The 18,714-nt window shown below is 73.4% G+C and carries 18 protein-coding genes and 1 pseudogene; 7 read left to right on the forward strand and 12 right to left on the reverse strand.

The annotated features are described in order from the left end of the window. Positions 1-112: 112 nt before the first annotated feature. The 11 genes from recA to hutH all read right to left on the reverse strand — a co-directional run bounded on the left by recA (position 113) and on the right by hutH (position 12,137). Positions 113-1,165, reverse strand: a complete 1,053-nt coding sequence (gene recA / locus BJ993_RS23985; RefSeq protein WP_036544894.1) for a recombinase RecA — start codon at positions 1,163-1,165, stop codon at positions 113-115. A 190-nt stretch (positions 1,166-1,355) separates the two neighbouring features. After that, positions 1,356-2,630, reverse strand: coding sequence for an MFS transporter (locus BJ993_RS23990; RefSeq protein ID WP_179651759.1), 1,275 nt, complete (start codon positions 2,628-2,630; stop codon positions 1,356-1,358). Further along, complete coding sequence (locus tag BJ993_RS23995; protein ID WP_036544890.1) at positions 2,627-2,821, reverse strand: DUF3046 domain-containing protein; 195 nt, start codon at positions 2,819-2,821, stop codon at positions 2,627-2,629. The genes BJ993_RS23990 and BJ993_RS23995 overlap by 4 nt, the downstream gene beginning before the upstream one ends. Before the next feature lie 10 nt (positions 2,822-2,831). After that, positions 2,832-3,395, reverse strand: coding sequence for a DinB family protein (locus BJ993_RS24000; protein WP_179651761.1), 564 nt, complete (start codon positions 3,393-3,395; stop codon positions 2,832-2,834). 136 nt (positions 3,396-3,531) lie between these two features. Beyond that, entirely contained in the window at positions 3,532-4,494 is a 963-nt protein-coding gene (locus tag BJ993_RS24005; RefSeq protein ID WP_179651763.1) for a DUF389 domain-containing protein, read from the reverse strand. Positions 4,495-4,536: 42 nt separating this feature from the next. Continuing rightward, positions 4,537-5,100, reverse strand: coding sequence for a DM13 domain-containing protein (locus BJ993_RS24010; RefSeq protein WP_179651765.1), 564 nt, complete (start codon positions 5,098-5,100; stop codon positions 4,537-4,539). A 22-nt stretch (positions 5,101-5,122) separates the two neighbouring features. Further along, the gene (gene hutI, locus BJ993_RS24015; RefSeq protein ID WP_179651767.1) at positions 5,123-6,283 is read right to left on the reverse strand and encodes an imidazolonepropionase; all 1,161 of its coding nucleotides are present in this window, start codon (positions 6,281-6,283) and stop codon (positions 5,123-5,125) included. Further along, a complete protein-coding gene (locus BJ993_RS24020) occupies positions 6,280-7,590 on the reverse strand; it encodes a formimidoylglutamate deiminase (RefSeq protein WP_179651769.1) in 1,311 nt (436 codons plus the stop codon). Before BJ993_RS24020 ends, hutI begins: the two co-directional genes overlap by 4 nt. Beyond that, on the reverse strand, positions 7,587-8,807 hold the full coding sequence (locus BJ993_RS24025; protein ID WP_308645700.1) for an allantoate amidohydrolase: 1,221 nt from the start codon (positions 8,805-8,807) through the stop codon (positions 7,587-7,589). The genes BJ993_RS24020 and BJ993_RS24025 overlap by 4 nt, the downstream gene beginning before the upstream one ends. Before the next feature lie 85 nt (positions 8,808-8,892). Further along, complete coding sequence (gene hutU, locus BJ993_RS24030) at positions 8,893-10,596, reverse strand: urocanate hydratase (RefSeq protein WP_179651770.1); 1,704 nt, start codon at positions 10,594-10,596, stop codon at positions 8,893-8,895. Beyond that, on the reverse strand, positions 10,593-12,137 hold the full coding sequence (gene hutH / locus BJ993_RS24035) for a histidine ammonia-lyase (RefSeq protein ID WP_036544879.1): 1,545 nt from the start codon (positions 12,135-12,137) through the stop codon (positions 10,593-10,595). The genes hutU and hutH overlap by 4 nt, the downstream gene beginning before the upstream one ends. Positions 12,138-12,225: 88 nt before the next feature. Here hutH and BJ993_RS24040 point away from each other — a divergent pair, with 88 nt between their 5' ends. Then, positions 12,226-12,984, forward strand: a complete 759-nt coding sequence (locus BJ993_RS24040) for an IclR family transcriptional regulator (protein WP_179651771.1) — start codon at positions 12,226-12,228, stop codon at positions 12,982-12,984. Positions 12,985-13,032: 48 nt separating this feature from the next. On the opposite strand, the gene BJ993_RS24045 is transcribed toward BJ993_RS24040, so the two are convergent. Then, positions 13,033-14,520: an N-6 DNA methylase gene (locus BJ993_RS24045; protein WP_179651772.1), complete on the reverse strand. Its 1,488-nt coding sequence runs from the start codon at positions 14,518-14,520 to the stop codon at positions 13,033-13,035. Positions 14,521-14,580: 60 nt separating this feature from the next. On the opposite strand from BJ993_RS24045, the pseudogene BJ993_RS24050 reads away from it, so the two are divergent. From BJ993_RS24050 to BJ993_RS24075, 6 genes and pseudogenes are all read left to right on the forward strand, one after another. After that, positions 14,581-15,864 (forward strand): annotated as a pseudogene (locus BJ993_RS24050) (nicotinate phosphoribosyltransferase); the annotation flags it as partial. Positions 15,865-15,879: 15 nt separating this feature from the next. Next, positions 15,880-16,467: an isochorismatase family protein gene (locus tag BJ993_RS26775; RefSeq protein ID WP_179652635.1), complete on the forward strand. Its 588-nt coding sequence runs from the start codon at positions 15,880-15,882 to the stop codon at positions 16,465-16,467. Further along, a complete protein-coding gene (locus BJ993_RS24060) occupies positions 16,464-17,174 on the forward strand; it encodes an NUDIX hydrolase (RefSeq protein WP_036544873.1) in 711 nt (236 codons plus the stop codon). Before BJ993_RS26775 ends, BJ993_RS24060 begins: the two co-directional genes overlap by 4 nt. Positions 17,175-17,229: 55 nt before the next feature. Then, positions 17,230-17,613 carry an ArsR/SmtB family transcription factor gene (locus BJ993_RS24065; protein WP_179651773.1) on the forward strand — a complete coding sequence of 128 codons (384 nt, stop codon included), beginning with the start codon at positions 17,230-17,232 and terminating at the stop codon, positions 17,611-17,613. Beyond that, positions 17,610-18,119 (forward strand): SRPBCC family protein, encoded by a 510-nt coding sequence (locus BJ993_RS24070; RefSeq protein WP_257026978.1) that lies wholly within the window; start codon positions 17,610-17,612, stop codon positions 18,117-18,119. The genes BJ993_RS24065 and BJ993_RS24070 overlap by 4 nt, the downstream gene beginning before the upstream one ends. Further along, entirely contained in the window at positions 18,116-18,682 is a 567-nt protein-coding gene (locus BJ993_RS24075) for a TIGR03086 family metal-binding protein (RefSeq protein ID WP_179651774.1), read from the forward strand. The genes BJ993_RS24070 and BJ993_RS24075 overlap by 4 nt, the downstream gene beginning before the upstream one ends. Positions 18,683-18,714 lie beyond the last annotated feature (32 nt).

Genomic DNA, 18,714 nt, shown 5'->3' on the forward strand with positions numbered 1-18,714 from the left:
GCGCGGCCCACCCGTTCGGCGCCTGCGGCGCCCGGACCGCCTCAGGGACTCGCGTGGCGGGCTCCATCTGACCGGACGCTGTCGATCGGGCGCCACGCTCGGCCCATCGAACTCAGAAGGAGTCGACGCCGATCGGCTCGTCGGAGAGGTCGTTGAAGTCGCCGTCGACGGTCGGGGTGACGCCGAGCTTCTCGAGGATCTTCTTCTCCAGCTCGTTGGCCAGGTCGGGGTTGTCCTTGAGGAAGCCGCGGGCGTTCTCCTTGCCCTGGCCGAGCTGGTCGCCCTCGTAGGTGTACCAGGCGCCGGCCTTGCGGATCAGGCCCGCCTCGACACCCACGTCGATCAGACCGCCCTCGCGGGAGATGCCCTTGCCGTACATGATGTCGAACTCGGCCTGCTTGAACGGCGGGGCCACCTTGTTCTTGACGACCTTGACCCGGGTCCGGTTGCCGACCATGTCGGTGCCGTCCTTGAGGGTCTCGATGCGGCGCACGTCGAGGCGCACCGAGGAGTAGAACTTCAGCGCGCGACCACCGGTCGTGGTCTCGGGCGAGCCGAACATGACGCCGATCTTCTCGCGCAGCTGGTTGATGAAGATCGCGGTCGTCTTGGACTGGTTGAGCGCACCGGTCATCTTCCGCAGGGCCTGCGACATGAGGCGAGCCTGGAGGCCGACGTGGCTGTCGCCCATCTCGCCCTCGATCTCGGCACGGGGCACGAGCGCGGCGACGGAGTCGATGACGATCAGGTCGAGGGCGCCGGAGCGGATCAGCATGTCCGCGATCTCCAGCGCCTGCTCACCCGAGTCGGGCTGCGAGACCAGCAGCGCGTCGGTGTCGACGCCCAGGGCCTTCGCGTAGTCGGGGTCGAGCGCGTGCTCGGCGTCGATGAAGGCGACGATGCCGCCGGCGGCCTGGGCGCTGGCCACGGCGTGCAGCGCGACCGTGGTCTTACCGCTGGACTCCGGGCCGTAGATCTCCACGACACGACCGCGCGGGAGGCCACCGATGCCGAGCGCCACGTCGAGCGCGATGGAGCCGGTGGGGATCACGTCCAGGGGCGCACGCGAGTCGTCGCCGAGGCGCATGACCGAGCCCTTGCCGTACTGCTTCTCGATGCTGAGCAGCGCCGTCTCGAGCGCCTTCTGCCGGTCGTCTCCAGCCATGTGCCTACCGTCCTTCGTGTCGTGTGTGAGCCAGGTACGTCGGCGACGCTAGGGCGAGCTCCCGACACAACCTGGTCAGTCGTGCCGTCGTTGTGGACAACTCGTCCCGGCGTCGTACCTGTGGACGGCTGGTGGATGTCTCCGTGCCGTCGTAGGACAGACGTTAGCCGAACACGTGTTCGAAGTCGCGCTAGGCGGTACGGCGTGTCGTCGCCACCTGCTGGCCGGCACGCAGCGCCGCGCCGAGGACCCCCGCGACGAGCAGCAGGCTGGCGAGCGCGAGCGCCGGGTAGTCGGCCGCACCGACGATGATGCCGGCGAGCGCTCCGGCGACGGCGGCGGTCAGGCCCATCACCAGGTCGGAGGCGCCCTGCACGTCCGTGCGGGCGTCCAGCGGCGCGTGCTCGGCCACCATCGTCGAGGCGGACACCATCGACAGCGACCAGCCCAGCCCGAGCAGGAACAGCCCCGCGGTCACCTGCCACGACATCCCGGCGGGTGCCGACGCGCACAGCAGCAGGGCCACCAGGAGGGTCGCTCCCCCGGCGCCCAGCACCGGCGGGCGGCCGAACCGGTCGGCGAGCATCCCGACGACCGGCGAGAAGGCGAACATGCCGAGGACGTGGACGCTGATGACGACACCGATGACCTCCAGGCCCGAGCCGCCGTGCTCCATGTGCAGCGGCGTCATCACCATGACGCCGATCATCGTGGCGTGGGTCAGCGCGAGCCCGCTGATGGCGTACCCGAGCACCGGTCGCTCCCGGACGGCGCCGAGGGCCCGGGACCACGACGACGTACCGGTCGTGGCGATCGCCGGCCGCAGCCCGGCCCGCTCGTCGGCGGCCGCCAGCTCCTGCGCGAGCAGGAGCGGGTCGGGACGGAGCAGGACGGCGACCACGAGGGCGGCGAGCAGCATCCCGAGCGCGCCGAGGGCGAACGGCCCGGTCAGCTCCGGGATGTCGACGGCGTCCGCGAACCTCCCGGCCGGGCCGGTCAGGTTCGGGCCCGCGACGGCGCCGATGGTGGTCGCCCAGACCACGAGCGAGAGCGAGCGCGCGCGGGTCGCGTCCGTGGCGAGGTCGGTGGCGGCGTACCGGGCGGCGCTGTTGGCGGCCGTGCCGGCGCCCAGCATCACCGCGCCCGCGAGCAGGAGCGGCATGGAGCCGACGACGCCCGAGACGACGGCGAGCAGGCCTCCCCCGGCACCGACGAGGTAGCCCGTCACCAGGCCGGCCCGGCGCCCACGGCGCGCCATCAGCGGCGCGAGCAGGAACGAGATCACGGCGGCGCCCAGCACCTGCGCGGTCTGGGCGAGCCCGGACAGCGTCTCCGAGCCGGAGAGGTCGCGGGCCAGCAGCGAGGCGGTGGCGATGCCGATGGTGATGCCGACGGCACCCACGGCCTGGGTCAGGACGAGGACCCGGACGGTACGACGCTGCGCCTGGCTGTCACCGGACGTCACCGCTCACTCGCAGGAAGCTGCAGGGCGTCGCAGACCGCGCGCCAGACCTGCTTCGGCGGCACGCCGCCGTCGAGCGCCTCCTGCGCCGTGCGTCCGTCGAGCGCCGACATCACGAACTGCGAGGCCCAGACCCGCGCGTACGCCGCACCCAGGTGGTGGTCCATGCGCGTCCAGAACTCGGTGTGCCTCACCAACCCAACCCTAGTGCCGCGCGTCCTGGCCGGCCTGCACCCACCGCACGTCCCAGCGGTGGTGCACGAGGTCGTGCAGGTGGTAGCGGCCGAGGGTGTCGACGGTGAACACGCTGCCGTTGCTTCGTCGGCCCGGCCGGTCCCAGTCGTCGTCGCCGACCCGGTCGTACCAGCCGGCCGCCAGCTCGGCCGCCGCCACGAGGTCCGGTACGACGTCCGCGGCCCGCTGCTCGTCGTACCTGTCGGCGACGGCGGTCTCGTCCTGGTCCCAGTTCGCGAAGAGCGGGTCGTCCTGCGTGAGCATCTGCTCGAGCCGACCGGCGAAGACGCGGTTGACGTCGCGCACGTGGCAGCCGTACTCGGTCGGCGACCACACCGAGGGCTCGGGCCGGGTCCCGGAGCGCGGGTCGCCGAGGACCTCGGCCCAGAAGGCGGCGTTGTCGCGGACGGCGCGGCCCAGCGTCGTACGGTTCACGGCTGCGGCGTCGAAGCCGCAGTCGGGGCAGGACTCCTCGAGGACCCAGGTCCAGTCCTTGGTGTCGGGCTCGATCGCGGCGGCCTGCTCGGTGCTCATGGCGCCATTCTCCCGGCCCCGGGCCGGGCGGACGAGGGAGATCCCGCCATCCGCCGTCGATCCGCCGCCATCACACCTCGGCGGAGAAACCCACGCACCTCGGCGGAGAAACCCACGCACCTCGGCGGAGAAACCCTCACACCTCGCGGCGGAAGCGGGCGACGAGGTGGGCCCGGCGGGCGGACATGCGGGACCACACGGCCTGCTGGAAGGCGAGCGCGGCCCAGCCGGCGACGGCCATGCCGGAGATGTTGACGAGCAGCTGCAGCAGGCTCCCCCAGATTTCGTCGGGGACGCCGAAGGCCAGGCCGAGGGCGACATTGCCGGCGGCCGGGATCGTGGTGACGGAGATGAAGACGCCCGACAGGCCGCCGACCTTGGCCGAGGTGAGGGACAGCGCGCCGGCAGCGGCCGCGATGACGGCCACGATGAAGGACCACTTGTCCGGGGTGTAGATGAACGCGGTGCCCGGACGCGGTGCGGTGACCTGGTCCTCGGTGACCCAGCCGAGGCCGCGGGCGGCGAGCGCCGCGAGGGTGGCCATCGCGATCGCGACCGCGAAGCCGACGACGAGGGTCACGGCAGCGTGGCGCAGCAGGGCCGGGCGGCGTCGTACCAGCGCGAGGCCGAGGGCCGCGACGGGCAGGAACTCCGGGCCGAGCACCATCGCGCCGATCACGAGGATCTGCGAGTCCAGCACGATCGCGATGCTCGCGATCATCGTGGCGAGCGTCATGAAGGTGAGGAAGGTCCAGTTCAGCTCGGACTCGTCGAACGAGCGCTGGGTGACCTCGGCCCACACGACGGCGTCCGCCGACGAGCCGGGCGCCTGCTTCTCGGCCTCGAGCGCTGCCCGCGAGATCCAGGTCGCGACGGGGATGACGTGGATCGCGCCCTCGTGCTGCACGCCGATCTCGCGCAGCGCGTCGACGACCTCGTTGACGGCCTCGCGGGGCAGGTCCGCCTCGACGAGGTCGCCCTCGGGGACGAGGACCGCGTCCGGGACGTACGACAGCGCCGTGACCGCGGGGTCCTGGCGCAGCAGGTCGAGGACCGCGGGGGTCAGGTCGTGGGGCGAGGTGATGCGAAGGTGCTGCACGGCGCCCAGTGTGGCCCAGCCGCAGCCGCGATCAGGTGAGGCTCAGGTGATGTCGGCCGTGCCGAACGCGACGTTGAACTTGTCGCACCAGATGACCACCGACTTCATCCCGGCGAGGTCGGCGCCGTCCGGGATCTCGTAGCTCTGGTTGCCCTGGTTGCCCTTCAGCGCACCCAGCCTGACGTAGTCGCCGTCGTCGTAGATCCCCCACGAGCCGAAGCAGCCCTCGCAGTCGCCGCCGCTGCGGCGGTCGGTGATCCACACGTGCAGGTCGGGGCCGTTGGAGGTGTCCAGGTCCTGCAGCCGCAGGAACCGCGAGCCGTCGCTGCGCCGGAAGATGGTGGCCGTGCCGGAGGTGCCGTGCTCGGCGTCGATGAACTCGGCCGACGCCAGCACGACGCGCGTCTTCTGCTCGCCGCTCGCCTCGGGAACCGTCGTGTCGGTGAGCCCGCCCTGCGCCGTGCCGACCACCTCGCTGGCGTCGTCGCCCTCGTCCACCTTGTCGTCGATGAACAGCAGCCAGGGCTGGAAGACGAACGCCCCCACCACCGCGACCACGAGGAGCACCCCACCGACGGCCAGCCAGATCCCACGCTTTCGGCTCATGCGGCCATCGTGCCGCGAAGGCTCAGGCCGAAACCAGTGTCCGCGCGACCAGCGGTACGCCGGGCCGGTAGGCCAGGTGCACGTGGGACGGCGCGTCCAGCAGGACCAGGTCCGCACGGCTGCCGACGACGAGCGAGCCGACGTCGGTGCGGCCGAGCGCGGCCGCACCGCCCGCGGTGGCCGACCACACGGCCTCGGCCGGCGTCATCCCCATCTCCCGCACGGCCAGCGCGATGCAGAACGGCAGCGAGCTCGTGTAGCAGGAGCCCGGGTTGCAGTCGCTGGCGAGCGCGACGGTCACGCCGGCGTCGACCAGCCGCCGTCCCGACGGGTAGGGCTGCCGCGTGCTGAACTCCACCCCCGGCAGCAGGGTCGCCACGGTCCCGGCATCGCGCAGTGCGTGCACGTCGTCGTCGGAGAGGTAGGTGCAGTGGTCGACGGCGGTCAGGCCGAGCTCCGCGGCGAGCGCGACGCCCGGGCCGGGGCCGAGCTGGTTGGCGTGCAGCCGGCCCCTCAGCCCGGCGGCCTCGCCGGCGGCGAGGATGGTGCGGGCCTGGTCGGCGTCGAAGGCGCCCCGCTCGCAGAACACGTCGATCCAGCGTGCGTACGGCGCCGCGGCGGCCAGCATCGGGCCGGTGACCAGCGCGACGTAGCCGGCCGGGTCGTCGGCGTACTCGGGGGGCACGACGTGCGCGCCGAGGAAGGTGGTCTCGTCGGTGAACCCGCGGGCGACCCGCAGCGAGCGGGCCTCGTCATCGACCGAGAGGCCGTAGCCGGACTTGATCTCGACCGTGGTCGTGCCCTGGCGGCGCATCTCGTCGACGTGGCGGGCGACCCCGGCGGCGAGCTCGTCATCGGTCGCGGCACGGGTGGCGGCCACGGTGGTGCGGATGCCGCCGGCGGCGTACGACTCCCCCGCCATGCGGGCGCGGAACTCCTGCGCACGGTCGCCGGCGAAGACCAGGTGGCTGTGGCTGTCGACGAAGCCGGGGATCACCGCCCGGCCGGCGGCGTCGACGACCTCGTCGGCTGCCGGCGCGTCGGCGGCAGCTCCGACCCACGAGACGAGTCCGTCCTCGACCACCACGGCGGCGTCGGAGCGGAGGCCGAGCAGGTCGTCCGATCCAGCAGCCGCGGGGTCGTTGGTGACCAGCTCACCGATATTGGTGACGAGCAGGCTCATGGTGCCCAGACCTTTCCGATGGCGTCGGCGAGTGCGCGGCCGACGGCGGTGTGGTCACCGTCGAAGACCACCCGGCCGTCGGCGACGACGTGGGTGACGTCGGCGGCGCCCGCGGCGAAGACGGCGGTGTGCGCGTCGCCGCCGGTGCCGGCGGTGCGCGGTGAGGACAGGTCGATCGTGACCAGGTCGGCGCGCTGGCCGACCGCGATCGCGCCGGCGTCGTCGAACCCGAGGCTGCGGTGCCCGTCGGCGCTGCCGGCGGCGAGCAGCTCGGCGGCGCTCCAGTGGCCGCGGGCCTGCGAGGCGAGCCGCTCGTCCATCTCCAGGCCGCGCATCTCCTCGAAGGCGTCGATCACCGCGTGGCTGTCGGAGCCGAGCGTCAGCACCGACCCGGCGGCCTGCAGCTGCCGCGCGGGGCCGATGCCGTCGCCGAGGTCGCGCTCGGTCGTCGGGCAGAAGGAGGCGAACGCGCGCGCCTCGCCGAGCAGCCGGACGTCCTCGTCGGTCAGGTGGGTGGCGTGGACCGCGCTGGTCATCGGGCCGAGGAAGCCGTGGTCGGCCAGCAGCCGGGTCGGCGTGACGCCGTGCGCGGCGACGCAGTCGGCGTTCTCCTTGACCTGCTCGGAGAGGTGCACGTGGACGGGCACGCCGCCCTCGACGTACGACGCGAACGCCTTCAGCGCCTCGGCCGGGACCGCCCGCACCGAGTGCGCGGCCACGCCGATCGCCGCCGCGGCGCCGGTCAGCGGCTCGAGCTCCGCGACCCGCTCCTGCCACGCCTCGGCGGTGCCGTCGGAGAAGCGCCGCTGCACGCCCTCCGGGGCGGCGCCGAAGCCGCTGGACAGGTAGAGGGTGTCGAGCAGGGTGATCCGGATCCCGGCGTCACGGGCCGCGGCGAGGAGCGCGTTGCCCATGGCGTTCGGATCGTCGTACGGCGTCCCGTCGGGCTGGTGGTGCAGGTAGTGGAACTCCCCCACCGAGGTGTAGCCGGCGGCCACCATCTCGGCGTAGGTCGCGCGGGCCAGCGCGTAGTAGGTGTCCGGGTCGAGCCGGCCGGCGACGGCGTACATCTGCTCCCGCCAGGTCCAGAAGGTCCCGCGGTCGGTCTGGGTCCGGCCGCGCAGCGCGCGGTGGAAGGCGTGGCTGTGCGTGTTGGCGAGGCCGGGCAGGGTCAGGCCGCGCAGGGGTACGCCGGTCGCGCTCGCGTCGGCGACCACCGAGGTGATCCGGCCGTGCTCGACCTCCACGCGGACGGTGTCCTGGACCCGGCCGTCGACCCACGCGTGCTCGAGCAGGTAGGCGGTCACCCCGCCACCTCCCCGGCCACCTCACCCGTCACCTCACCCACCACCAGGCCGCTCAGCGCGTCGGCCAGCGCCTCGACGCCGGCGAGGCAGTCGGCGGTCTCCGCGGTCTCGTACGGCGAGTGGGAGACCCCCGAGGGATTGCGGACGAACAGCATGGCGGTGGGGATGCCGGCGTCCTGCAGGATGCCGGCGTCGTGACCGGCCTGGGTCGGCAGGACCGGGACGCCGCCCAGCCGCGCGACGAGCGAGTCGCGCAGGGCCGCGTCGAAGGCGACCTCCCCGCTCACGGACTCGGCCGTGACGGTGACGGTGGTGCCGTCGCGCTCGGCGCGCTCGACGGCCTGCTTCTCGACCGCCGTGACGAGGGAGGCGAGCGCCGCGTCGGACTCGGCCCGCGCGTCGAGCCAGGCGGTCACGTGCGAGGGCACCGCGTTGGTGCCGTTGGGCCGCACGTCGATCCGGCCGAAGGTGGCCCGCTGGCCCTGGACCCGCGCCTGCTTGTTGGCGGCCAGCGCGGTCATCGCGTAGGTCAGCATCGGGTCGACCCGGTCCTCCATGCGGGTCGTGCCCGCGTGGTCGGCCCGGCCGGCGATGTCGTAGCGGTAGCGGCCGTGCGGCCAGATCGCGCTGTGCACGCCGACCGGCGCGTCGAGCTCGATCAGCCCGCGACCCTGCTCGACGTGGAGCTCGACGTAGGTGGCGACCCCGTCGAGCAGGGTGGACGTGCCACCCTCGATGACGTCGCCGAGGCGGACGCCGTCACGGTCGGTCAGCTCCGCCGCGTCGGCCCACGTCGTCGCGCCCACGGCGAGCCGCGAGCCGAGGCAGGCCCGGCCGAAGCGGGAGCCCTCCTCCTCCACGAAGGCGGCGACGCCGAGCCGCCGGCTCGGCTGGACGCCACGCTCGCGCATCAGGTCGAGCGCGGCGAACGACGAGACGACACCGAGCGGGCCGTCGTACGCACCGCCGTCGAGGACGGAGTCGAGGTGCGAGCCGGTGAGGACGGAGGGCCCGGCAGGCCCCCACCAGGCGACGAGGTTGCCGAACGGGTCCTCCTCGACCTCGAGCCCGCGCGCCTCGGCCGCCTCGCGGAACCAGGCGCGGAGCTCGAGCTCGGCGGAGAGCCACGGCTGGCGGAAGTAGCCGCCGGAGGACGCCGAGCGGCCGATGGGCGCGAGGTCGCGCCACATCTGCTCGAAGTCAGGCAGATCCGTCACGATGCCTCATCCTCCGGGTTTCGAGACGCCTCGCTCCGTCCTCGCAGGCTCGGACGAAGCCGACGCTCCTCAACCTCCTCGGCACTCACTCGGCCCTCGCAGGCTCGGTCCGAGTGGCCTCGGACATGGGGATCCGCACGCCCCGCTCGGCGGCGACCTCGACGGCGCGGTCGTAGCCGGCGTCGACGTGGCGGATGACGCCCATGCCCGGGTCGTTGGTCAGCACGGCCTCGATCTTCGCAGCCGCGAGCTCGGTGCCGTCGGCGACGCACACCTGGCCGGAGTGGATCGAGCGACCCATGCCGACGCCGCCGCCGTGGTGGAGCGAGACCCAGGTGGCGCCCGAGGCGACCGCGGTCATGGCGTTGAGCAGCGGCCAGTCAGCGATCGCGTCGGACCCGTCGAGCATGGCCTCGGTCTCGCGGTAGGGCGAGGCGACCGAGCCGCAGTCGAGGTGGTCGCGGCCGATCACGATCGGGGCCTTGAGCTCGCCCCTCCTGACCATCTCGTTGAACTTCAGGCCGGCCAGGTGGCGCTCCTTGTAGCCGAGCCAGCAGATCCGCGCCGGCAGGCCCTGGTAGTGGACCCGCTCCTGCGCCATGCCGATCCACTTGTGGAGCCGCTCGTTGTCCGGGAAGAGCTCGAGGATCGCCTTGTCGGTCGCGGCGATGTCGGCCGGGTCGCCGGACAGCGCGGCCCAGCGGAAGGGGCCCTTGCCCTCGCAGAACAACGGCCGGATGTACGCCGGCACGAAGCCCGGGAACTCGAACGCGCGGTCGTAGCCACCCTTGCGGGCCTCGTCGCGGATCGAGTTGCCGTAGTCGAAGACCTCGGCGCCAGCGTCCTGGAACTCCACCATCGCCCGCACGTGCGCGGCCATGGAGGCCTGGGCCTCCTTGGTGAAGCCGGCCGGGTCGGCCTCCGCGCGCTGGTGCCACTCCTCGAAGGGCACGCCCACGGGCAGGTAGGACAGCGGGTCGTGGGCCGACGTCTGGTCGGTCACGATGTCGATCGGCGCCTTCATCTCAAGCAGCCTCGGGAAGATCTCCGCGGCGTTGCCGAGCAGGCCGATCGACAGGCCGCGGCGCTCGTCGCGCGCCTGGACGGCCAGCTCGAGGGCGTGCTCCAGCGAGTCGGCCTGGACGTCGAGGTAGCGGTGCTCGATGCGGCGGGTGATCCGGCTCTGGTCGACGTCGACGCAGATCGCGACGCCGTCGTTCATGGTGACGGCGAGCGGCTGGGCGCCGCCCATGCCGCCGAGGCCGGCGGTGAGCGTGATGGTGCCCGCGAGGGTGCCGCCGAAGCGCTTGTCCGCGACGGCGGCGAAGGTCTCGAAGGTGCCCTGCAGGATGCCCTGGGTGCCGATGTAGATCCACGAGCCGGCCGTCATCTGGCCGTACATCGTCAGGCCCATCTCCTCCAGGCGCCGGAACTCCTCCCAGTTCGCCCAGTCGCCGACCAGGTTGGAGTTGGCGATGAGGACGCGCGGGGCCCACTTGTTGGTCTTCCACACGCCGACCGGCTTGCCGCTCTGGACCAGCATCGTCTCGTCGTCCTCGAGGTCGCGCAGGGTGCGCACGAGGGCGTCGTAGGCCTCCCAGCTGCGGGCGGCCTTGCCCGTGCCGCCGTACACGACGAGGTCCTCGGGACGCTCGGCGTTCTCGGGGTCGAGGTTGTTCATCAGCATCCGCAGCGGGGCCTCGGTCTGCCACGACTTCGCGGTCAGCTCGGTGCCGGTGGCGGCGTGGATGGGCAGGCGGGGGTTGGTCTGGCTGGACGAGGTGGTCATGCGAGTTCTCCGATCACGTTCGCGACGGCCGTGGTGACGGACCGGTCGACGACGAGTTGGTGGGCGGTGTCGATCTCGGGGGCGAGGAAGCGGTCGGTGCCGGGGCCTCCGACGCCGTGGTCGCGCAGCAGCGCCACGACGGCGCCGGTGGCGGGGCTGGGCTCGAGCGGCGCGCGCAGGTTGAGCGCCCGCGCGGCGGTCATCAGCTCGATGGCGAGGACGCGGGACAGGCCGTCGACCGCGCGTCGCAGCTTGCGGGCGGACGACCAGCCCATCGAGACGTGGTCCTCCTGCATCGCGCTGCTCGGGATGGAGTCGACCGAGGCCGGGTTGGCGAGGCGCTTGAGCTCGGAGACGATCGCGGCCTGGGTGTACTGCGCGATCATCAGGCCCGAGTCCACACCCGGGTCGTCGGCGAGGAACGGCGGCAGGCCGTGGTTGCGGGCCTTGTCGAGGAAGCGGTCGGTACGACGCTCGGCGATCGACGCGAGGTCGGCGGTGACGATCGCGAGGAAGTCGAGCACGTAGGCCACCGGCGCACCGTGGAAGTTGCCGTTGGACTCCACCCGGCCCTCGTCCGCGAGGACGACCGGGTTGTCGACGGCGGAGGCGAGCTCGCGCGCGGCCACCGAAGCCGCGTGGGCGACGGTGTCGCGCACGCCGCCGTGGACCTGTGGCGAGCAGCGCAGCGAGTAGGCGTCCTGGACCCGGTTGCAGTCGGGGCCGCGGTGCGACGCGACGACGCCGGAGTCGCGCAGCAGCGCGGTCAGGTTGGCCGCGGAGAGCGCCTGGCCGGGGTGCGGGCGGATGGCCTGCAGCTCGGGGGCGAAGACCCGGTCGGTGCCGAGCTGGCCCTCGACCGACATGGCGGCCGAGATGTCGGCGACCTTGAGCAGGTCGGTCAGGTCGTGGATCGCGAGCACCAGCATGCCGAGCATGCCGTCGGTGCCGTTGATGAGGGCGAGGCCCTCCTTCTCGTGGAGCTCGACCGGCGCGAGGCCGGCGGCGGCGAGCGCCGTGGCGGCGTCGGTGAGCTCGCCGTCGGCGGTGCGGACCGGGCCCTCGCCCATGAGGGCGAGCGCACAGTGCGCGAGGGGCGCCAGGTCGCCCGAGCACCCGAGCGAGCCGTACTCGTGGACGACCGGCGTGATCCCGTGGGTGAGCAGCGCGGCGAGCAGCTCGGCGGTCTCCCGTCGTACGCCGGTGCGGCCGGTCGCGAGGGTCGAGAGCCGCAGCAGCATCAGGCCACGTACGACCTCGCGCTCCACCTCGGGGCCGCTGCCGGCGGCGTGCGAGCGGACCAGCGAGCGCTGCAGCTGGGCGCGCAGCTCGGGGGCGATGTGGCGGGTCGCCAGCGCGCCGAACCCGGTCGAGACGCCGTAGTGCGGCGTCGCCGACGCCGCCAGGTCCTCGATGACCGCGCGGGCCTTGTCGATCGCCGCCAGCGCCTCGTCGCTGAGCACCACGCCGGCACCGCCCCGGGCGACTGCCACCACATCCTCGAACGAGACCGCTCCGGTCCCGACCGTCACCATTTCCATGGCTCGATTCCACCGTTCGGGGCTGGCGCGCGCCAGAGCCTCGCGCCATGATGGGTCTCGGATACGAGACATATCGGAGGGGTCGACGATGGCTCAGGTGCCGGCCGCGACGCGCACGCTGCGCGTGCTGCGCTACCTCGCCGCCCAGCCGGAGCCGGTCTCCGTGGAGCGGATCGCCCGCGACCTCGCGATCCCCCGCTCGACGACGTACCACCTCCTGCAGGCCATGGCCGAGGAGGGATTCGTCGTGCACCTCGCCGACGACCGCCGCTTCGGGCTGGGCGTCGCGGCCTTCGAGGTCGGCAGCGGCTACACCCGGCAGGCGCCGCTGCAGCGGATCGCCCGGCGGCCGCTGGCCGCGCTCGTGGACCGGACCGGGCACAGCGCCCACCTCGCGGTGCCGCACGGACGCGACGTCCTGTACGTCGTCGAGGAGCGTGCTCCCGGCCGGCCGCCGCTCGTCACCGACGTCGGCGTCCGCCTCCCCTCGCACCTGACCGCCAGCGGACGGGCGATCCTCGCCCAGCTGCCGCCCAACCAGGTGCGCGCGCTCTACCCCGACCGCGAGGCCTTCGTCGACCGCACCGGCGTCGGGCCCGGGTCCCCCACCGCCCTCCGGGCGGTCCTGTCCGAGACGCGACGGCGCGGGCACGCCGTCGAGGACGGCGAGATCACGCCGGGGATGGCCAGCGTCGCCGCCGCGGTCCTCGACCACAACGGCCTGCCCGTCGCGGGCGTCGCCATCACCTATCCCGTGGACGACGGCCAGCGGGTCGATCGCGACCGGCTGGCCGCGGCCGTCGTGGACACCGCGGCCGCGCTCGGCCGGCGCCTCCACGGGCGGTAGCGACTGGTCGGCCACGCAACTACCGAACTCGTCGTCAACGAGGCTGGATCACGACGATTCCGGTAGTTGCGTGGCCAACCCACGGTGCGACCACCAGGCGAGGACCTCGCGGGAGCCCCGGTACGCCGCCGTCATGACGCGGGCCGTCTCGAGAAGGAGCTCCGGCCGGTCGGCACCCGCAGCCCGTTGGGCCCGTTGCGCGAGCCCGGCGCCCTCCTCCCAAGCCGTGCCGTCGACCGGCAGCGGCAGCGCGGCCAGCTGGCGTGCGCTCACCTTCACCGAGCCGGGCGTCAGGCCGGTGCCGAGATAGCGGGCCGCGGCGTGCGCGACGACCGGCGGCGCGAGGGTGACGGCGAGCAGGCGCCACAGGTCGGCCGGGTCGTGCGGTACGACGCTCAGCACCGGCACCGACGGCAGCCAGGCGCCGGCCTCGTCGACGACCGCTTCGACCACCCGGCCCTGGGCGGCCACCAGGAGCTTGGGCACGAGGCGGGCGTCGGCCCAGCCGGCGAGCCGGCCGTCGGCGCGCAGCGCGGCGAGGTCGACCGACGGGACGTCGTACGGCTGGCGGGCGAAGCGGGTCGGGGCGCTCCCCCAGCGCAGCTCGGCGGGGTCGATCAGCCCGCTGGTGACCAGGGGCGTGCCCGCCGGGTCGTCGTGGACGAAGGGCACGAGTCCGTAGTACTGGTCGCGGAAGTCGGCGGTGCAGGTCGCCAGGTCGCCGACGACACCCGACCCGGCAGGGAGGTGCGCGTCGGGGATCCCGAAGGACGGAGCGGCGAGGGCGCCCCAGTCGTCGGGGTCGGTGGCCGGTCCCGCGCCGACCCGCACGACCGGGACGCAGGTGAGCACGGGGGTGCCGTCGAAGACCGGCCGCGGCGAGCACCAGAAGTCGGTGATCGCGCCGCGCTCGGCGACAGCGGCGCGCACGGGCCCGGCGTCGCGCGCGGCGAGGACCGACAGCGGCTGCACGAGCGCGACCACACCGTCGTCGCCGACGAGGTCGAGGCAGCGGTGCAGGAACACCGCACTGGTGTCGGTGTAGGCACCCAGGCCCCGACGGCTGCCCTCCGACTGTCGGGCGGTACGACGACGGAGCTGGCCGAGGAACGGCGGGTTGCCCACGACCGCGGCGAACCTCCGGCCGGCCCAGGCCTCGAGGCCGTCGGCGACGACCACCTGCGCCGCGATCTGCTCCGGCGGGACCGAGGGATCCTCCGCCGCGAGCCGCTCGCGCGCGATCGCCACGGCCTCGGCGTCGAGATCCGAGCCGTGGACCGCCGCGACGCCCACGCGACGGGCGGCGGCGACGAGGAAGTGCCCGGCGCCGCAGGCCGGGTCGAGCACGGGCGCGCCCGCGGGCAGGCCGGCGAGCGCGCGGTCGAGCACCCACTCCACCAGCTCCGGCGGGGTGTAGAAGGCGCCGCGGCGGCGTCGCTCCTCCCGCTGCACGGCGAGGCCCTGCTCGTGGGCACGGGCCGCGGCGGCCGTGCGCTCGCGCGGGTCGGCGCGCGCCGACTGGTCCCCGCCCTGCATGATCGCAAAGGTAGGGCACACCTGTTATAGTCACTTTGACTACAACATCGAGGAGCAGCGATGGAACGCACCGGACTACTCACCGACCGCTACGAGCTCACCATGCTGGACTCGTTCGTCCGCGACGGGAGTGTCGACCGGCCGGCCGTGTTCGAGGCCTTCGCCCGCCGCCTGCCCGACGGTCGGCGCTACGGGATGCTCGGCGGGCTCGGCCGCCTGCTCGACGCGATCGAGGCGTTCACCTTCGACGACGACGACGTCCGGTGGCTGCAGGAGGAGGGCGTGGTCAGCGAGCAGACCGCCGCCTGGCTGCGCGACTTCCGCTTCCGCGGCGACGTCGACGGCTACCGCGAGGGCGACCTCTACTTCCCCGGGAGCCCGGTCCTCGCCGTCACCGGCACGCTCGGCGAGTGCCTGCTGCTCGAGACGATCGTGCTCAGCATCCTCAACCACGACACTGCGATCGCCAGCGCGGCCGCCCGCATGGTCGACGCCGCGAAGGGCCGCCCGATCATCGAGATGGGCAGCCGTCGTACCCACGAGGAGGCGGCGGTCGCCACCGCACGGGCGGCGTACCTCGCGGGCTTCGGCTCGACCAGCAACCTCGCCGCCGGCCGACGGCACGGCGTCCCCACCGCCGGCACCGCAGCGCACGCGTTCACCCTCGCGCATGACACCGAGGCCGACGCCTTCCGCAGCCAGGTGGAGGCACTCGGCGCGGGTACCACCCTGCTCGTGGACACCTACGACATCGCCCAGGGCATCCGCACCGCGGTCGAGGTGGCCGGGCCGGCGCTCGGCGCCGTCCGCCTCGACTCGGGCGACCTCGCCGAGGAGTCGCACAAGGCCCGCGTCCTGCTCGACTCCCTGGGCGCGACGTCGACCCGGATCGTGGTGACCAGCGACCTCGACGAGTTCGTCATCGCCGCCCTCGCCGACGCACCCATCGACGGCTACGGCGTCGGCACCCGCGTCGCCACCGGCTCGGGCCACCCCACCGCGAGCATGGTCTACAAGCTGGTCGCCATCGCCGACGGCGACGGCGAGCCGATGCGCCCGGTCGCGAAGAAGTCGAAGGACAAGGCGTCGGTCGGGGGCCGCAAGCACCCCTACCGCGAGTACGACGCCGGCGGGATCCTCCGCGCCGAGTGGTTCACCGGCCAGGACTCCCCCACCCCGGGTCCGGATGCGCGACCCGTGCAGGTGCCGCTCGTCCGCGGCGGCGAGGTGGTGCACCGCCCGACCCTCGACGAGGTCCGCGCCTTCGCCGCCAGCACCCTCACCAGCCTCCCGGCCGACGCACGGGGCGTCGCCGCCGGGCCGCCGTACCTGACCACCACCCTGAGAGAGGACAGCGCCATGACCGACACCAAGCGCGCACTGATCGTCGTGGACGTGCAGAACGACTTCGTCGAGGGCGGCTCGCTCGGCGTCGCCGGCGGCCGCGAGGTCGCCGGCCGGATCAGCGAGCACCTCGCGGGACACGCCGCCGACTACGCGGTCATCGCCGCGTCGCGCGACTGGCACCACGCGGGCGACAGCAACGGCGGGCACTTCCACGAGCCCGGCGAGGACCCGAACTACGTGACCACCTGGCCCGTGCACTGCGTGCAGGGCGAGGCCGGCTCGGAGTACGCACCCGAGCTCGAGACCGGCGCCGTGACGCACCACGTCGTGAAGGGGATGGGCGTGCCGGCGTACTCCGCCTTCGAGGGGGTCACCGACGCCGGCGAGCGGCTCCTCGACGTGCTGAAGGCGGCCGGGGTGACCGAGGTCGACGTCACCGGCATCGCGACCGACTACTGCGTGCGGGCCACCGCGCTCGACGCCCGCGAGGCCGGCTTCGGGGTCCGGCTGCTCGCCGGGCTGCACGCCGGCGTCGCGCCCGAGTCGTCGGCGGCCGCCCTCGACGAGCTGGCCACGGCGGGCGTGGAGGTGCAGCGATGAGCAAGACGTCGACGGAGCACCCGCCCTTCGCAGTGGCGGTGGACCTCGCGATCTTCACCATCCGCGACGGCTCCCTGGCCGTGTTGCTGGTCGAGCGTGGCGAGGAGCCGTTCGCGGGCTCGTGGGCCCTGCCCGGCGGCTTCGTCGAGCCGGACGAGGACGCCGAGCAGGCCGCGTGGCGCGAGCTGCGCGAGGAGACCGGGGTCGACCGCTTCCCCGGCCACCTCGAGCAGCTGCGCACCTACTCCGCGCCGGACCGCGACCCGCGGATGCGGGTCGTCTCGGTGGCCCACGTGGCGCTCGCGCCCGACCTGCCCGAGCCGCAGGCCGGCACCGACGCAGCCGACGCCCGCTGGTGGGTGGTCGACGACCTCCTGGAGGGCGAGGACGGCCCGACCCTCGCGTTCGATCACCGCCAGATCCTCGTCGACGCCCGCGAGCGGGTGCGCGCCAAGCTGGAGTACACGACGCTGGCCACCGAGTTCGTCGCCGAGCCCTTCACGCTCCCCGAGCTGCGCCGTGTGTACGCCGCCGTCTGGGGCACTCCCCCGGACCTGGGCAACTTCCGCCGCAAGGTCCTCGGCACGGAGGGCTTCGTCGTCCCGACCGACGCCCGCGGCGAGGCGACCGAGGCCGGCGGCCGTCCGGCGCTGCTCTACCGGCGCGGGCCGGCGACCGTCGTCCAGCCTCCGATGGCACGGGGCTGAACCTTCCTCAACCCAACGGTTGACAAAGCACGACAGCCGGCGTTTACTCAACCGCATGGTTGAACAAGACGACCAGCTGTCGCGGGTCTTCGGCGCCCTCGCCGACCCGACCCGGCGTGACATGGTGGCCCGCCTGGCCGCCGGTGACGCGACCGTGAGCGAGCTCGCGGCGCCGTACGACGTGTCCCTCCAGGCCGTCTCCAAGCACCTCAAGGTGCTCGAGGAGGCCGGCCTGGTGCGGCGCAGTCGTGACGCGCAGCGGCGGCCGGTGCACCTGGATGCGGAGGTGTTCGACCTCATGACGAAGTGGATCGAGCGGTACCAGCAGCAGGCCGAGGAGCGCTACCAGCGCCTCGACCAGGTCCTCGCCCGGATGCAGGGCAAGGACTCCGACATCAGCCAGAGCACCGGCGAGCAGCAGCGAGGAGCAGCAGGATGAGCACCATGACCACCCCCTCCCCCGGCACCACCATCGAGGCCGACCCCGACGTCCCGACCGTCCGGATCGTGCGCGAGTTCGACGCCCCGCGCGAGCTCGTCTACCGCGCGCACGTCGAGCCCGAGCTCGTGAAGCAGTGGCTGGGCCCGCACTCGATCGGCATGGACATCGACGTCTGGGACATCCGCACCGGCGGCGAGTACCGCTACACCGCCACCCGCGACGGCGAGGAGATCGCCCACTTCTACGGGTCGGTGCACCGGGTCGACCCGAACGAGAAGATCGTGCAGACCTTCGGCTTCGAGGAGATGCCCGACGCGGTCAGCCTCGACACGCTGTTCTTCCACGAGCTCCCCGGCGGCCGAACCCGCCTCGAGGCGCTCTCGGTGGTCTACGACTTCGAGTCGCGCGCCGGCATGCTGGCCAGCGGCATGGAGGTCGGCGTCAACGAGGGGTACGACGCCCTCGACGCCCTGCTCGCGCGGCTGACCGGAGCGGAGCAGTGATCCCGGAGGGCGCGGCGGAGGAGCACCGCAGCATCGCGGGCACCTTCGGCGAGAAGGTGCGCGGGGTGGGCGACTGGGACGCGCCGACCCCGGTCGCGCAGTGGCGGGCCCGCGACGTCGTACGCCACCTGGTCGAGTGGTTCCCGGCCTTCCTCGCGGACGGCTCCGACATCAAGCTGGCGCCGGGACCCGACGTCGACGCCGACCCGGTGGCCGCGTGGGAGCACCACGCCGCGGCGGTCCAGGCGGTGCTCGACGACCCCGCCAACGCCGACGTCACCTTCGCCCACCCGCGGCTGCCGCAGATGCCGCTGCCCCGCGCGATCGGCGAGTTCTACACCGGCGACGTCTTCATGCACACCTGGGACCTCGCCCGCGCCACGGGCCAGGACGACACCCTCGACGCGGAGCGCTGCGAGGTGATGGTCCGCGGCATGGAGCCGCTCGACGAGATGCTGCGCCAGAGCGGCCAGTACGGCGCCCGCGTGCCGGTCCCGGACGACGCCAGCTGGCAGGACCGGCTGATCGGCTTCATCGGCCGCGACCCGGGCTGGACGCCCTGAGCGATATCCGGTCGAACGATGTCGGTGGCCGG

Origin of the sequence: Nocardioides aromaticivorans (assembly GCF_013408525.1) — a bacterium.
Taxonomy (GTDB): domain Bacteria; phylum Actinomycetota; class Actinomycetes; order Propionibacteriales; family Nocardioidaceae; genus Nocardioides; species Nocardioides aromaticivorans.

Bases quoted from the DNA above. Each gene is read 5' to 3' on its own strand.
- recA (WP_036544894.1), bottom strand. From the start codon at position 1,165: ATGGCTGGAGACGACCGGCAGAAGGCGCTCGAGACGGCGCTGCTCAGC.
- BJ993_RS24000 (WP_179651761.1), bottom strand. From the start codon at position 3,395: ATGAGCACCGAGCAGGCCGCCGCGATCGAGCCCGACACCAAGGACTGG.
- BJ993_RS24010 (WP_179651765.1), bottom strand. From the start codon at position 5,100: ATGAGCCGAAAGCGTGGGATCTGGCTGGCCGTCGGTGGGGTGCTCCTC.
- hutI (WP_179651767.1), bottom strand. From the start codon at position 6,283: ATGAGCCTGCTCGTCACCAATATCGGTGAGCTGGTCACCAACGACCCC.
- hutU (WP_179651770.1), bottom strand. From the start codon at position 10,596: ATGACCACCTCGTCCAGCCAGACCAACCCCCGCCTGCCCATCCACGCC.
- hutH (WP_036544879.1), bottom strand. From the start codon at position 12,137: ATGGAAATGGTGACGGTCGGGACCGGAGCGGTCTCGTTCGAGGATGTG.
- BJ993_RS24040 (WP_179651771.1), top strand. From the start codon at position 12,226: ATGGCTCAGGTGCCGGCCGCGACGCGCACGCTGCGCGTGCTGCGCTAC.
- BJ993_RS24045 (WP_179651772.1), bottom strand. From the start codon at position 14,520: ATGCAGGGCGGGGACCAGTCGGCGCGCGCCGACCCGCGCGAGCGCACG.
- BJ993_RS26775 (WP_179652635.1), top strand. From the start codon at position 15,880: ATGACCGACACCAAGCGCGCACTGATCGTCGTGGACGTGCAGAACGAC.
- BJ993_RS24060 (WP_036544873.1), top strand. From the start codon at position 16,464: ATGAGCAAGACGTCGACGGAGCACCCGCCCTTCGCAGTGGCGGTGGAC.
- BJ993_RS24065 (WP_179651773.1), top strand. From the start codon at position 17,230: ATGGTTGAACAAGACGACCAGCTGTCGCGGGTCTTCGGCGCCCTCGCC.
- BJ993_RS24070 (WP_257026978.1), top strand. From the start codon at position 17,610: ATGAGCACCATGACCACCCCCTCCCCCGGCACCACCATCGAGGCCGAC.